The sequence below is a fragment of the Novosphingobium sp. genome, assembly GCF_032093395.1.
Taxonomy (GTDB): Bacteria; Pseudomonadota; Alphaproteobacteria; order Sphingomonadales; family Sphingomonadaceae; genus Novosphingobium.
In genome coordinates, this window is sequence record NZ_DAMDBA010000104.1 from 1 (window position 1) to 15,165 (window position 15,165).

The 15,165-nt window shown below is 66.8% G+C and carries 11 protein-coding genes; 5 read left to right on the top strand and 6 right to left on the bottom strand.

Annotation, left to right across the window (positions count from 1 at the left end; all coding sequences use genetic code 11):
* Positions 1-86: 86 nt before the first annotated feature.
* The 6 genes from RT424_RS21990 to RT424_RS22015 all read right to left on the bottom strand — a co-directional run bounded on the left by RT424_RS21990 (position 87) and on the right by RT424_RS22015 (position 9,818).
* Positions 87-1,484 carry an aldehyde dehydrogenase gene (locus RT424_RS21990; RefSeq protein WP_313442588.1) on the bottom strand — a complete coding sequence of 466 codons (1,398 nt, stop codon included), beginning with the start codon at positions 1,482-1,484 and terminating at the stop codon, positions 87-89.
* 40 nt (positions 1,485-1,524) lie between these two features.
* A complete protein-coding gene (locus tag RT424_RS21995) occupies positions 1,525-3,051 on the bottom strand; it encodes a tannase/feruloyl esterase family alpha/beta hydrolase (protein ID WP_313442590.1) in 1,527 nt (508 codons plus the stop codon).
* A gap of 1 nt (position 3,052) precedes the next feature.
* The gene (locus tag RT424_RS22000; protein WP_313442592.1) at positions 3,053-4,780 is read right to left on the bottom strand and encodes a CocE/NonD family hydrolase; all 1,728 of its coding nucleotides are present in this window, start codon (positions 4,778-4,780) and stop codon (positions 3,053-3,055) included.
* A gap of 55 nt (positions 4,781-4,835) precedes the next feature.
* Positions 4,836-6,371 (bottom strand): alpha/beta hydrolase domain-containing protein, encoded by a 1,536-nt coding sequence (locus tag RT424_RS22005; protein ID WP_313442594.1) that lies wholly within the window; start codon positions 6,369-6,371, stop codon positions 4,836-4,838.
* Entirely contained in the window at positions 6,371-9,091 is a 2,721-nt protein-coding gene (locus RT424_RS22010; protein WP_313442596.1) for a TonB-dependent receptor domain-containing protein, read from the bottom strand. Before RT424_RS22010 ends, RT424_RS22005 begins: the two co-directional genes overlap by 1 nt.
* Positions 9,092-9,323: 232 nt before the next feature.
* Positions 9,324-9,818: a MarR family transcriptional regulator gene (locus RT424_RS22015; protein ID WP_313442598.1), complete on the bottom strand. Its 495-nt coding sequence runs from the start codon at positions 9,816-9,818 to the stop codon at positions 9,324-9,326.
* A gap of 133 nt (positions 9,819-9,951) precedes the next feature.
* Here RT424_RS22015 and RT424_RS22020 point away from each other — a divergent pair, with 133 nt between their 5' ends.
* The 5 genes from RT424_RS22020 to RT424_RS22040 form a co-directional block, all read left to right on the top strand.
* Entirely contained in the window at positions 9,952-10,455 is a 504-nt protein-coding gene (locus RT424_RS22020) for a TRAP transporter small permease (RefSeq protein WP_313442601.1), read from the top strand.
* Entirely contained in the window at positions 10,452-11,756 is a 1,305-nt protein-coding gene (locus RT424_RS22025; RefSeq protein ID WP_313442603.1) for a TRAP transporter large permease, read from the top strand. Before RT424_RS22020 ends, RT424_RS22025 begins: the two co-directional genes overlap by 4 nt.
* Before the next feature lie 4 nt (positions 11,757-11,760).
* Positions 11,761-12,807, top strand: coding sequence for a TRAP transporter substrate-binding protein DctP (gene dctP, locus RT424_RS22030; RefSeq protein ID WP_313442605.1), 1,047 nt, complete (start codon positions 11,761-11,763; stop codon positions 12,805-12,807).
* Positions 12,804-14,042 carry a CaiB/BaiF CoA-transferase family protein gene (locus tag RT424_RS22035; RefSeq protein ID WP_313442607.1) on the top strand — a complete coding sequence of 413 codons (1,239 nt, stop codon included), beginning with the start codon at positions 12,804-12,806 and terminating at the stop codon, positions 14,040-14,042. Before dctP ends, RT424_RS22035 begins: the two co-directional genes overlap by 4 nt.
* Position 14,043: 1 nt before the next feature.
* On the top strand, positions 14,044-15,165 hold a 1,122-nt coding region (locus RT424_RS22040), incomplete at its 3' end, for a 2-hydroxyacyl-CoA dehydratase family protein (protein WP_313442609.1).

Genomic DNA, 15,165 nt, shown 5'->3' on the forward strand with positions numbered 1-15,165 from the left:
CTTGCCCCGCCTTGCTCGCGGCGTGGCGCCTCGAGAATTGCCAGCGGTCCCGGATCAAGTCCGGGACGACGCCCGCTCGCCTTCCGTCAGATCGGGAAATGACCCGGTTGCGTTTCGACGGTGATCCACCGGGTTTCGGTGAAGCTGTCGATGCCCTGCCTCCCGCCGAAGCGGCCATAGCCCGACGCGCCCACGCCGCCGAACGGCATCTGCGCCTCGTCGTGCACGGTGGGCCCGTTTACATGGCAGATGCCCGACCGGATCTGCCGCGCCACGCCCAGCCCGCGCGCCGTATCGCGCGTGAAGACGGCGGCGGAGAGGCCGTATTCGCTGTCGTTGGCGATCTCCACGGCGTGCGCCTCGTCGCGCGCACGGATCAGCGCGACGACGGGGCCGAAGCTCTCGTCGCGATAGAGTTTCATGTCGGAGGTCACGCCGGCCACGACGGTGGCGGGCATCAGCACGCTCTCGCCCTTGCCGCCGGCAAGCAGTTGCCCGCCCTTGACCACGGCATCCTCGATCAGTGCATTGACATGGTCCACGGTCTTGCGATCGACGACTGCGCCCAGCGGGGTCTTGCCCTCGCGCGGGTCGCCGGTAGCCATGGAGCCGACCTTGGCGGCGAACTTGTCGGCAAAGGCATCGGCCACCGCTTCCACCACGATGATCCGCTCGGTGGACATGCAGATCTGACCCTGGTTCATGAAAGCGCCGAAGGCGGCCGCTTTCACGGCCTCGTCAAGGTCGGCGTCCTCCAGCACCACGAAGGGCGCCTTGCCGCCCAGTTCCAGCAGGCATGGCTTGAGGAGGCCCGCCGCACGGGTAGCGATGATCCTGCCCACCGCCGTGGAGCCGGTGAAATTGATGCGCTTCACTTGCGGTGCGTCGATCAACGCGCCGACCACCTCTGCGGCCTCGGCCGGCGCATTGGTGACCACGTTGACGACGCCTTCGGGAAAGCCCGCCTCGGCGAAAGCCTCGATGATGAGGGCATGGGTGCGCGGGCACTGCTCGCTGGCCTTGAGGATCACGGCATTGCCGCAGGCGAGCGGCACGGCGATCGCTCGCACGCCCAGGATGATCGGCGCGTTCCACGGCGCAATGCCCAGGATCACGCCCACCGGTTCGCGGATCGCCATCGAGAGACAGCCGGGCTTGTCGGAGGGGATGACCTCACCTGCGATCTGCGTGGTCAGCGAAGCCGCCTCGCGGACGATGCCTGCCGCCAGCGTGAGGTTGAACATCGCCCAGCCGGCCGTGGCACCGATCTCGCCCATCATGGCATCGACGAATTCGTCCTTGCGCGCCTCCAGGGCATCCGCCGCCCGCAGCAGCACGGCACGGCGGGCGTTCGGTCCCTGCGCGGCCCAGGCCGGTTGCGCGGCACCGGCCAGCGCGGCGATGGCGGGCATCTGCGCCGCCGTCATCGCATCGGCGCTGGAAGCGACATCGCCGGTCAGCGGATTGATGCGCTCAAACTTCATGACGTGGATCTCCCAAGTGGTTTAGCTATTTTCTATAGCATTATTTTTGGAGTGGCAAGCGGCACCGGAAGCTGGCGGCTCGCTTCGGGTCGCCACTGCCGATGTAGTATGCCGCCTGGGGATAGGGACATAGCGGCCGCTGAGCCGCGATCGCCCCGTTCTCGCGCTTGACCGAAAGGATCGCGCCCGGAGCCTTCCCGCCGTCCAGCCAGCGCTCCAGCGCGGAGAGCATGTCATGCTCCGGCGCGCGGTCCAACCCTTCGCCGCCGGTCGCACCGAACAGGTCGGGGCCACTGCCGCCGATGCAATGGTCCATGCCGGGTACCATGTAGAGCCGCAGGAAGTCCGATGCATCGCCGCCCATTCGCGCATGGACCGCCTCGAAATAGGCGGTGGTCGATTGCGCCAGCACCAGTGGATCGGCCCAGCCCTGATACATCAGCAACTTGCCCCCTCGCGCTCGGAAAGCGGAAAGATCGGGATCGTCCGCGTGAAGGTTCATGACCCGGTCGATCGCGGGAAGATCGTCCGCAATGCGGAAGTTCCGGGCATCCCAGTCGGGATCGCGATGCACTCCGTCTCCGAACAGAGAGACGGCCAGATAGGGCGGCCCCGGCGTGAAAGGCTCCGGCAGCGGCGTCGCGCTGACGGGCACGCCGGGGAGTATGCCGGAATCGATCCGCTTCCCGTTCTCGTCGTGCAGGGGGCCATAGATCCTCCGGGCCAGTGCGACTTGCTCCGGCCCGAGGCATCGTCCCGCACCGGCGCTTGCCACGCCGGGTCGGCAAAGCAGTTCGCCCACGTCGAAGCGGCAGGCGGCAGGGTTGGCGACGAGCCCATCCCGCACGCCATCCTCGGCATCGCACCTGGAAACGCCGCTGCGGGCGACCAGCGTCCAGTCGGCGGCAGACATCAGCCCGGCATGGCGGCGGTGCTGGATCATCTCCCACATGCGCCGGGCGCTCATCTCGGGCGTGTTGACGCCCGGAGCGCCGGCGAGGATGCCGTCATAGTCCCCCGGATAGCGCTGGGCCTCGGTCATCGCCTGACGGCCCCCGCCAGAGCAGCCGGAGAAGATCGCCCGGCGCACCGGCTTGCGGTAGAAACCGGCGATCACCGCCTTGGCCTTCATCGCCAGCAGGTGATTGGCCCGCTCGGCATAGTTTACCCCGCGCTGCGGATCGCCCAGCAGCCAGTGCCGGTCGCTCGCCTTGTGGCCGGTATCGGTGCTGGCGGCCGCGTAGCCGCGCGACACGCCGCGTGCGAGTTCGCGATAGTTGAAGCTGCCCGCCTGCCCGCCGACGCCGCCGGTCAGAAGATGCCCGTTCCATACGCCCCGGAGCGGCAGCCACAGCTCGAAGCCGATCTCCTTCTCGATCACGCCTTCGATGCGGCAGAAGCCTGCTTCGACTTTCGGCGCGCGGGCATCAGGGGAGGCGAAGCCGCTGCCTGCCGCTACGGGCGTGGCCGTGACGATCCGCACATCGGGCACGGCGATCCGCGCCACATGGTCGCAGGCACCGCCAGCTCCCAGCGTCGCGGCGGCGAGCAGTGCCAGCAGCGCCATGTCAGCGGCCCGGGATCACGGGCAATGCGACGGACGAGGGGCGCGCCTTGTCGAAATAGACAGTGATGCGCGGCGGCGCGGCGATGTCGCGCGCGCGTTCGCGGTGGTCGGATCCGGTGACGGTGATCTGCATCCGGTGGCCCTTCCGGAACACCCAGGAAGTGGGCATCATGTCGAAGTGCAGGCGCACCGCCTCTCCCGCTTTCAGCGGCTGCGCGTCTTCCTTGTAGGCGCGGTGCCACGGCACCCCGGCGGGCATTGCCCAGGGAGCCTGCGTTTCCTTGCGCAGCGAGGCTTTCAGCCGCCCTTCCGTCACCACCTGCACCGTCCCGTCAGGCGCCACGTCCTCCAGATAGGCGAAGACATTGGCGTCGGGCTGGTCGGCCGAAATCCACAGGTCGGCGATGGCGTTGCCGGTCACTTCGGTGTCGGCGGGCAGGACCGCGCCGGTCATGCTGGCGCCGTTGCCCGCGACATGGCAGGGCTGCACTTGCGATCCGGAACCGGCCTCGGGGCATTTCACCGCGTAGTCGGCGGTGAACGTCACCGGCTTGCCATGACCTGCCGTGGCGGCAAGCTTCGCGCCGTCCAGAAACAAGGTGCGCATCCGCGTCTGCTTGAGCGGCCAGTCCACGGTAGACCGCCACTCGGTGCCGGGAGACGCGTTGACGGTGTAATAATGGATCGGCGCATCCTTCTCCACGCCGGTGTCGATACCCTTGAGATAACGGTCGTAAAACCGGTGCATTTCCTCAAGCAGTGCGAAGTCGTCGCTGTTGCAGTGTTTCCACGGCCCGATGATCACCCGCGATCCCGGTATGTTGGCATGGGCTATGAAGGCCTGGTCGCGCAGTTCGTCGTTCCAGCCGCCCTGGATGTAGAGCGGAACCCCGCCGAGGCGGATCTGGCCGGCATAGCTGGACGCGCTACCCTCCGCCCAGAAGCGGCTGGCGACCAGCGACGACCAGCTGTCGCGATAGGGAAGCTGCTTCCACATCTCGAACAGCGGCGTGGAAAGCTGGTGTTCCTCGGCCGCCTCGCGCAGGATCGCCTTGTTCTCGTCGCCGTCCACGGGCGAGACTTTCATGTCGTCCTCGATCGTGCGCGTCGGCCCGGTTCCCCATTGCGCGAAGATCCCGCCGCGCCGGAAGGCATCGAACTTGTTCCAGGAAAAGCAGCCCGCGAACACCGCTTTCAGCGCCGGATGACGCATCGTCATCACATGCATCGCCGCATCGCCGGTGTTGGAGCAGCCATAGACTCCTACCTTGCCGTCCGACCACGGCTGGGACGCCAGCCACTGCGTCATGTCGAAGGCATCCTGCGCCTCGTTGCGATCGTGGTAGCCGCGCCGGACGCCGGTGGACTGGCCATTGCCGCGCCGCGCCACCTGCACCACGACATAGCCATGGCGCGTCAGTTCCTGAACCCGCCGAAAGTCGCTTATCCTCCCGCCCGCGCCATCGGCGGTCTGCTGCGAGATCGACAGGGTGTGGTGCCAGATCACCGGAAAGCGGCCCTCTACCGGCTTGCCGCCCTGTGCCGGACGGTCGACGCGGATCGCCAGTTTCACCCCGTCGCGCATCTCGACGTAGCGGGAGGAGGAGACCATCCCGTCATATACGGCTGCGGGCTGGTAATGGCCGAAGCTGCCTTGCGCGGTTTGCGCATGGGCCGTCCCGCAAAGCAGCGATGCGGCGAACAGAGCGGCGGAAAGCGACTTCATCATGTCAGGGAAACCCTCAAGCGTTGTGAGCGCGTGATCGAAACGAAAAGCCGTGCGATCACTTCGCCGCGAACTGAGCCTCGGCATCGCGCCGGGCCTTTGCTTTCAGCATCGCCGCGTCTTCCGGCAGCAGCCAGCGCTGCGCCACCATGGCGTCCACTTGCGCATCGTAGCGTTTCACAAATGTCTGGACGGTGCCGTAGCGCGCCTTGAGCGTGGCGGCGTCCAGGTTGGTGCGCACGAAGATCGGGCGCCCCTTCGCTGGGGTGCAGGCAGGAAGATCGGTGCCCTTGTACGGGCCATAGGACGCCAGCGGCACCTTGAACTCGGCAACCGGCAGCCCGCCCACGGGGTTGCCCGTGGCATCGCGCCGGATCTTGTCTCCATCCCATGCCAAAGGCTGTGCACGGGGCGGGGCAACGCCCTTTTCGGTCCACTGCCGCAGGTTCTCCACTGCCGCGCGGGCAAGCGCCCCATGCGGCACGTCGCTGATCGGCAGGGGACAGGTGTTGAGTGCCTCTTCGCCCTTGGCTCCGCCCACGGGATAGCCTTTCGCCGCGAGCTGGACGAAGTTCGGCCGCCTTTCGCGGGGCGGATTGCCGTCGATCATGCTGGCGCCGTGAACCACCGCGCCAAGCTGGTAGAGGCGATGGGCACCCACCTTGGCATCGCTGTCGGGCAGTTGCGGTCCGGGCCCGGTCCCGACTTCGAACTCGGTCATGAACTCGATCACCGGCACGTCGATGGGCTTCAGGCTGCGGCGCGGATCGTCGTTGCGGGTGACGGCTTCCTCGCTGTTGAGCGGAATGTAGCCGCCGCCGTTCCAGCGCGATGAAATGCCGATCAGATAGCCGTCGAACACCGGCTTGCCGCTCGGCAGGCGCGCGCGGTCATGGAAGCCCTCGTTGATGAAAGTGCGCTGCACGCTGCCGGTGAAGGACCAGCCGCCCACCAGCATGCGCCGCACGTCGAGGCCCCGCAGCGGGTTCTCCGCGCGATCGCTGCGCAGCAGCGCGCCGATATCCGCCATGACCTGATAGCGGATGCCATCCTCCTTCGGCCACTGGATGGCGCCGTAGCGTTGCGGCTCGAACCATTGGAGCACCTGACTCTGCGCGGTGGGCACCGGCCCTTTCGCGGAAATCGCGCGCGAGGGCGCATCGTCTCCAAGCCCTACGGCCACATAGACGTCGCCATGCGCCATCATGTAGCCGGACATCGCCACCCAGTGCGAGGTTCCCCCCTGCGAGGGATGGATCGGCTCGAAGTGCACGACACCGCTGAACTTCGCCGCGTCCTTCGGCCGCCGCACGACGATGCGGGTGCCATAGGGCACGTCCTTCGCCAGTACCGCCAGTGCGCCCGCGGGGTCGCGTTTGAAGGCATCGGCGGTGCCGTGGAGGAAGTATTCCTCCTCCACGTAACCCCGCGCGGCAAGGTCCACCACCGGCAGCGCTCCGGGCACCCAGGCGGTGTTGTAGACCTGGCTATCGGCCGTGACCGGGATCGGGCCGTCCACCTTGTCCACCCCCGCCAGCGCGGCGACCGGAGCGGTCAGCGCACCCAGGGCGACGATGCAGGCGAGCGCCCGCATCAGAACGTCTTGCTCAGCGAAACGGAGATCATGCGGCCGACCGCATTGGTGGTCTGCGGATCGAAGCCGCCGCCGCCGCCGTTCGATGTCGGCGCCAGATCGACGAAGGGCGGGTCGCGATCGAACAGGTTCTGCACGTCCAGTCCGATCCGGACACCCTCGGTGCCGGGAATGCCGGTTCCCTCCAGGTCGTAGGCCAGACGCAGGTCCACGGTGGTGTACGACTTGATGCGCTCGACGGGGGTGACGTACGTGTTGTTGTACCCGTTCTGCCAGGCCACCACGATGCTGCCGTCGAACCCGCCCTTCGACCAGCCGGCGATGCCGCGCGCGCGCCACTTCAGCGGATAGTCGATGTTGTTGGCCTGGTCGATTACCGGGCTGTCGGGCGTGATGCCCACTTTGTAGGTGAAGAAGTGGGTACCCCGCAGCGAGAAGCGGAAATCGCCCGCATTGTCGGTCCGGATCGGCACGGCGAGGCCGAAGTCCAGGCCGCGCGTGATCGTGGTGCCGAGGTTGCTGGGCCGGCCGTCCACGAAGACGTTCGCGGCCAGGGCGTTCGCCGGCGTGCCTCCGTTCACGGTCAGCCCCGATGCGACCAGTTCGGCGATACGCGCCTGGGCAGCGGCGCCGCGGGTGATGATCGAGCTGTAGAGATCCTCCTGCCGCAACACGTTCAGGTTGGAGAGGTAGCCATTGATCTGGCCCTCATAGACGATGTCGAAGTAGTTCAGGCTGAGCTGCGCGCCCGGCAGGAACGCGGGCGAATACTCGCCGCCGAACGACCAGGTGCGCGCGGTTTCCGGCTTGAGGTCGAGATTGCCGCCGGAAAGCGCCACCCCCTGCACGGTCGTGCCCACGGTGGGATCGTAGTAGTTCTGGATATAGAGCTGCGATCCGCCCGCGCTGACGAGCTGCGTCAGCAGCGGCGCGCGGAAGGATTCCCCGTAGCTGCCGTGCAGCTTGAGGTCGGCCACCGGCTCCCAGTTGATGCCGATCTTCGGGTTCTTGGTGGTACCCACGTCGCTATACTTGTCGATGCGGCCCGCCACGTCGAGTTGCAGGCTGTGGAAGCCGGGAATGGCGTTGCCCGGACCGAAGATCGGCACCAGCACTTCGGCATAGGCCGACTTGACGTTGCGCGACAGGCTGATGTCCGTGCCGGTCTGCGATTCCCGGCGCCCGCGCAACTGCCCGGTCCGCAAGTTCAGCTTGTAGTATTCCAGGCCGACCGCCAGCTTCACGTCACCGCCAGGCAGTGTGAACAGAGTACCGTCCAGCTTGGCCTCTGCCGCCTTCATGCGGCTGATGCCTTGCGTGGTGCTGACGTTGTTCATGATCGCCGCAACCACGCCGGGATCGTTCACCGAAGTGCCGAAGGGGTTGAAGGCGGTCGCCGGGTTGCTGCTGGCCAGGGCCGCGGCGAGCGAGGCGGAATCCGTCTGGCTGCCTTGGGTGAAGACCCGATCCTTGTTCCAGCCATAGCTACCGTAGACGTCGAGCTGCCAGTCGCCGAACAGGTCCGCGGTGATGCCGGCCGTTCCCTGGATGGTCTTGGAGGTGATGTCCGACGTCGAGTAGGGGCCGTAGTCGTTGACGAAGGAATACTGCACCGTTTCGACGGCCGGATTGGTGCCCGCCGGTGCCACGAAAAAGGCATTGCTGCGCGGGACGTTGAGGTTCTGGGCAGCCACCTGCCCCCGGCGCAAGGCATCGCGGCGGGAAGCATAGACATCCGCGTAGAAGCGGATGCCGTCGGTGATGTCCTGGTCCAGGTTGATCGTGCCGGCGTTGATCTCCTGCTGCGGCACGAGGTCGATCGCCTTGAGGTTGTCGCACTTGTTGACGGTGCCGGCCACCAGGTTACCCGGCGTAGCGCCGCCCGCCGGGATCGCGTAGCTGCGCCCGCCGGTGACGATGTTGCCGGGCGCGCACTGCGTCACGCGATAGTCCGCGCCTCCCCGGGAGGTCAGGTCGGCGCCGTAGAAGTCTCGATCCTGGCCGCTCAGGTTGCTGCGGTAGGTGTGCTGGAACGAGGCGGTGACCTGGCCGGTCGACCACTTGTGCCCTGCGATCATGCCGATCTGGCTTTCGAGGTAGTTGTCGGCAACGCCATGCTGCACCTCGATCTGGGCGCCTTCGTAGTTGCGCCGGAGGATCAAGTTGGCAACGCCGGCCACCGCATCCGAACCGTAGACCGCCGAGGCACCGTCCGCGATGACCTCCACGCGTTCCAGTGCCAGGGTGGGGATCGTCGAAGGATCGATGGTGGCGCCGGTCGTGCCTTGCGGCACCGCGCGGCGACCGTTGATGAGCGTCAGCGTGGCGTAGGGACCGACGCCGCGCAAGTTGATCGAGTTGCCGTAGACCACGTTGCCCGCACCGCCCGCGCCGCTGCGGCTGGTATCGGAAACGCCGTAGTTGGTGATCTGCGGGGTTTCCTGAAGCACCTTGATGGTGGTGGTCGCCGCCGACTGTTCGATTTCCGCGCGGCCCACGGCGACGAGCGGCGAGCCGACCGGCGCGGCACCGCGAATGCTGGTGCCGGTGACGATGATCTCCTGGACCGTCGGAGAGCTGCCGTCATCCGTCTGCTCCTGCGGCGCGGCGGCCTGCCCCACTTCAGAAGAAACCTCCTGGGCCCAGGCGGGCGACGCTGCCAGCGCAAAAGCGGCCATGGCAAGGCGAGAAACGGGGTGACGCAAGGCAAGGCGCGACATCTATTGACCTCCCAACCCGGTCGTACCGGGCATTTATCGTTTCGGCGATGGGGCCGGCGCGAAGGGAGCAACAGCATGGGAGTGCCCGGCAAGGGACACGACACGACCTCTCCAATCGTCGCAGCGGCGTTTCTCGCCGTCCGCAGGCGCTCTGGCGCCATCGACAACGCAATGATGCGACTCAATCGTGGAGATTGTCAACTATCTTTTGGGACGACGGTATTGTTTTTTATTATAGCGAAATTCCAGGCTCGTCGTAGGCCAGGTACATCCTGTCCAGCAACTCGCGGAGAAGCGCCAGTTCCGCCTTTGTAAGCTGATGCAGGACGGCATCTTCCGTTTCCGCCAGGATGCCGAACAGCTCGTCCAGATAGGCTTTGCCCGCTTCCGTCACGAACAGGGCGTGGCGGCGCCGGTCCGTAGGCGAACGCTCTCGCACCGCAAGTTCGCGCTTCTCCAGTTCGTCGACGATCTGGACGGTGATGGACTTGTCCAGACCCACGGCTTTGGACAGTTCGTTCTGGGAAATCCCGGGATTGGCCGCCACGATCGATAGCGAGGAGAACAGGCCCGAGCGCATGTTTCGGTCCGCCGTGGCCGCCGCGAAATCACGGGAGAGCTGGTTCTGGATGCGTCGCAGCCGAAAACCGATGAATTCGTCCAGCCTGCCGAGCTTGATGCCCGTTTCCGCCGTTTCCGCCTGTTCCCGCTTACTGCCGCCGCGCACCAACGTTTCGTCCCTGTCTCAATTTCATTTAGTGTAGTTGACAGATAGTTGAATTTATCTACCACCATGCCTGTTACGTTATTAGACGGTTGAACCGCAAGGCTGTCAATAAGGCCGCCTTCAGGAGAGGAAGATGCAGAACGACCTGGATGCGGGCGACGAATCGCCCCCGCCTCCCGAGAAGCAAAGCGGCGCGACGCGCATTGCCTATCTCGTGGGCGGTACCGGCCTGTTCGTAGCCATGGCCACGGACGCCATCGCGGTACTCGGCCGCCACACCGGATTTACCCTGCTGGGCTCTATCGAAGTGGTTCAGACCTGCATCGTCCTCATCGCCTCATCGGCCATGATCTTCGCGACGCTGACGGGATCGCACGCCGCCGTCCACATCCTGACCGAGCGGCTCAGCCCGCCTGCCGTCCAGCGCCTGGCCCGTGTCGCCGCCGCGCTGTCCGCAGTCCTGTTCCTGATCCTGGCGACGGGGTGCCTCTGGCTGGTGGCCGACATGTGGAACGGCCACGAAAGGACCGAATTGCTGCATATTCCCATCAAGCCGCTGCGCCTGCTCCAGATCCTTGCCCTGGCCTTCGTCGCACTTCTTTTCCTGCGCAATGCGCTTCGCAGGAGCGGACGATGACCCCGGAACTGATCGGACTTCTCGGAATCGCCGCGCTGCTGGCGCTGCTGGCCGCCGGCGTTCCCATCGGCGTCGGCCTTGCGGGGGTCGGACTGCTTGGGCTCGCCGTGCTGATCTCGCCCGAAGCGGCCGTGATCAAGGGCGGCGTCGTCGCCTTCGAAACGGTGATGAAATACGAACTGGGCGTGCTGCCGCTGTTCCTGCTGATGGCGCACTTATGCTTCGCGGCAGGCGCCAGCCGAGACTTCTTTGACGTCGCCGCACGTTTCGTAGGGCATCGCAAGGGCGGCCTGGCGCTGGCCTCGATCGCCGGATGCGCCGGCTTCGGCGCGATCAGCGGCTCCAGCCTCGCGACCGTCGCCACCGTGGGTGCGGCGGCCCTGCCGGAGATGCGCCGCGCCAACTACCAGCCCGGCTTCGCCGCCGGTGCGCTCGCGGCAGGCGGAACGCTCGGTTCGCTCGTGCCGCCTTCTGGTGCGCTGATCGTCTTCGGCATCATAGCCGAACAGTCGATCGGCAAGCTGTTCGCCGCCTCGATCATTCCGGGCCTGACCCAGGCGCTGTTCTACATGATCGCCATCAGCATCCTCTGCCATCTCAATCCCCTGCTCGGCCCCAAGTCCGAGCGCGTGGGCTGGCGCGACCGCCTGCTTGGCATCGGCCGCATCGTGGACGTGATCGCCCTTGTCATCTTCGTCATCGGCGGGTTGATGATCGGCTGGTTCACGCCCACCGAGGCCGCATCCGTCGGCGTGGTCGCGGCTCTCGGCCTCTGCGCGCTGCGCGGCGCCTTCAACCGAGAGGCGATCGGCGGCGCCGTGGCGTCCACCCTGCGCACCTCGGGCATGATCTACGTCGTCATCATCGGCGCCATCCTCTTCGCCACCTTCATCAGCACGACGGGCATCGCCGACGTCATGTCCGCCTGGGTGCGCGACATGCACGCCAGCCCGGTCCTGGCGATCATCGCCATGGCCCTGCTGCTGCTGCTGCTCGGCTCCTTCCTCGACGGCCTGGCGCTGATGCTGCTGACCACGCCGATCTTCCTGCCGATCGCGCAAGAGCTGGGCTACAGCGCGATCTGGTTCGGCATCTTCCTGACCCGCACGATGGAGATCGGCTTCGTCCATCCGCCGCTCGGGTTGAACGTCTACGTCATCCAGGGCATCGCCAAGGACATCCCGCTTTCCGCGATCTTCAGGGGCATCATCCCCTTCCTGCTTGCGGACTTCCTCCACCTTGCCCTGATCATCGCGGTGCCCGCGCTGACCCTGTGGCTGCCCAGCGTGACGGGAGGTTGATCCGATGCGCCTGAAGTTCCTTCTGGCAGCGGCTGCCCTCGCCCTTTCGGGCTGCGGCCCTGCCCCGACCGTGGCCGAACACACGCTGACTTACGCCAGCCCCTACCCGCCAAGCCACCCCTTCAGTCGCGCCGACCAGGAATGGATGGCCGGGGTGGAGAAGGCCAGCAAGGGCCGCCTCGCGTTCAGGCCCTACTGGTCCGGCGCGCTGCTTTCCAACGACATGAGCATGGAGGAAATCCGCCACGGCGTGGCCGATATCGGCCTCATCACGCCGATCTACGCCAAGGGCGGTGCGCACTTGCTGCGGGTCCAGTCCGGCTTCTACGGCGGCGTGGGCGACATCGGCGAACAGATCGCCGTCTACGACTGCCTGGCCAGCCGGTTCCCCGGCTTCGGCAAGGAACTGGAGGGGCTCCATGTCCTGGCGGTGCAAGGGGGCAACTTCCCCGGCGTACTGACCCGAACCCGCCCGATCCGTCACCTCGAAGACTTCCGCGGCCTGCGCCTGCGGGCTCAGAGCGACGCCGTGGACGTGCTGAAGGAGCTTGGTGCCGATCCCGTCAACATGCCGATGAGCGAGGTCTACTCCGCCTTGGCCAAGGGCGTGATCGACGGCGTGGTGGCCCCCGCCGACACGATCAAGAGCCTGCACTTTTCCGAGGTCGCCAAGCACTTCACGGCGATCCGCTTCAGCCGCGGCGCCTATCCCGCGCGCGCCATATCGGACAAGGCCTGGCGCCGCCTGACGCCCGACCTCCAGCGTCTGCTGATCGCATCGCGCAAGGACTGGGAAGCCGCGCTGAACCGCGAACTCCTCAAGGCCGAGGCGGACGGCATCGCTTTCGGCAAGACCGACGGCGTGGACTTCTCTCCCCTTCCCGCCGCAGAGCAGACCCGCTTCGACCGCCTCTACAATGCCGATGCCTTCGGCCAGGCCCAGCGCCTCTCCCAGGTCGGCATCGACGGCGTGCCCGTGTTCCGGGCCGCCCAGCAACTCATCACCACCGGCACCGCCCACCAGTGCGCGCCGACGGAGGACCGCCCATGACCACTACCGAACGTCCGCTCGAGGGCCTGCGCGTCATCGACCTCACCCGCGCCCTGGCCGGCCCTTATGCCACACTCCTGCTGGCGGGTCTGGGCGCCGAAGTCATCAAAATCGAGGATCCGCGCGGGGGCGACCTCGCCCGCGAGAACAGCCCCTACGTGGGGCGCGACGGCATCGGCGTGGAACGCCGTCACGAGGACGACGTTTCCGTGTCCCACCTCACCCGCGCACGCGGCAAATACGGCGTGGCGCTCGATTTCAAGAAGCCCGGCGCGCAGGACGTGTTCCGCGACCTGGTGCGTTCCGCCGACATCGTCGTCGAGAACTTCACCGCAGGTACCGCCGATCGCCTGGGCATCGGCTACGAGGTGGCCCGTGCCGAGAACCCCGGCGTGATCTATTGCTCCCTCAGCGGGTTCGGCGCCACGGCGGCGGATGGCAAGGCGATGGACATCATCATCCAGGCACTGTCGGGTGCGATGTTCGCCAGCGGGGGACATAACGAGCCGCCCGTGCGCATCGGCATCCCCATCGCCGACATGCTGGCGCCGGTCTTTTCGGTGATCGGCATCCTCTCCGCGCTGGAGCAGCGCCACCGCACCGGCACCGGCCAGAATATCGACGTATCCATGCTGGGCGCGCTCACCAGCTTCGTCGCGATCGAGAACTGGTCTGCCATGGCGGCGGCGGGCATGCAGGCCCGAACCGGCCTCACCGTGCAGCGTTTGTCCCCGTTCGGTGTGTTCGAATGCGCGGACGGCTACGTGGCCGTGGTCGCGGTTCACGAGAAGCTGGCGCAGGGACTGTTCCGCGCCATGGGCGAGCCAGAGCTATCGCAGGATCCACGCTTCACCAACCGGGATTCGCGTGTCGCCAACGCGGCCGTGCTGGAAGCGCGGATCAATGCCTGGTCGCGAACCTTGCCGACCGCCGAAGTCGTCGCCCTGCTCGAAGCCGAAGGCGTGCCCGTCGCGCCGGTGCGCCATCCCGAAGACGCCCTCGTCGATCCGCGGGTGGTCGCGCGCGCGGAGACGATGGAAGTCCACCACCCCAGCTACGACACCCATATCGACTTGCGCACTGCCGGCATTCCCATCGTCTTTTCCGGCGCCCGCACCGGCTTCGACGATGTGCTGCCGGTGCGCGTCGGGGAACACGCGGAGACGATCCTGGGCGGCCATCTGGGCTATTCGGCCGAGAAGATCGCCCAGCTGCGCTCCGCCGGAGTGATCTGAGATGTCGGCCCGCACCGCTCTCGACGCGATCGCCGCCGCCTATGCCGACCCCGAGGGCATGGCGGATCGACTACGCGCCGAAGGTCGCCGTGTGCTCCGCGTGATCGGCAGCGACGCGCCCTTCCCGCTGCTGCGCGCGGCTGGCTTCGCGCCGGTCCGCATGGCGCCGCGCGCGGCCATGAAGACGCCCCGCGCCGATGCCTTGCTGGGCGCTTCGACTGGCCGGCAGCGTGCGCATCTTCTGGTGGAATCGCTGCTCGATCCGGCGATGACGGACCCGGTGCTGTTCACCCGCGCCGACGCCGAGCAGGCGCAAGTCTTCTCGGCCCTGCGCGAACACGCACGTCTCCAGCGGCTGGAAGCTCGCTCGGGAGAACGGGCATGCGGCAAGGCAACGCTGCTGGATCTCCTGCACATCGACCGTGCTGCCAGCCGCCGCTACAATCAGGCCCGGCTTGCCCAGCTACGGGGATGGCTTGAGGAAAGCGGCGGCCGAAGTTTCTCCGATGCAGACCTTGCCCGCGAAGCCGATGCGGCCGACGAAATCAAAGCTCTGCTGCGCGAACTGGACGCACTGCGGCCACGGCTTTCGGGAACGCGAATGCTCCAGGCCCTGGGCGCCGCCGCGATCCTTCCGCCGGAGGAACTGGCGCCACTGCTGCGCGCCGCGATCGTGGAGTCGGCTTCAGGGCCCGAAGCGACCGGCACCCCGGTGCTGGTGGTCGGCTCCGCGCACGAGACCGACCGGCATTATGTCGCGATCGAAGCCGAGGGTTTGCGGATCGTAAGTGAGGTCCACGATTGGGGCATCGCCCGCGCTGTGCATCCCACGCCTCGATCGATCGTAGAATGGGCCGATCCGGCACATGCCGTGCCCTCAGCGGCGGCAGAAGGCTCCGCGCTGGCGCAGGAAGCGTTTAAGGCCGTGGCGCAGCGCGGCGTGGAGCACGTGCTGCACCTTACACTCGATGAAGACGAGGCCGCGCCTTGGACCCTTGCGCCGCTCCATCGCGCGCTGGCGGGCATCGACATAAAGGCTTTCAAAAGCCCCCTGCACGACACCCGGCCCCTGACGCACGCGCTGCGCGGCGAAGATGCGTCACGCCCGCCGCGTTCCGTCCCG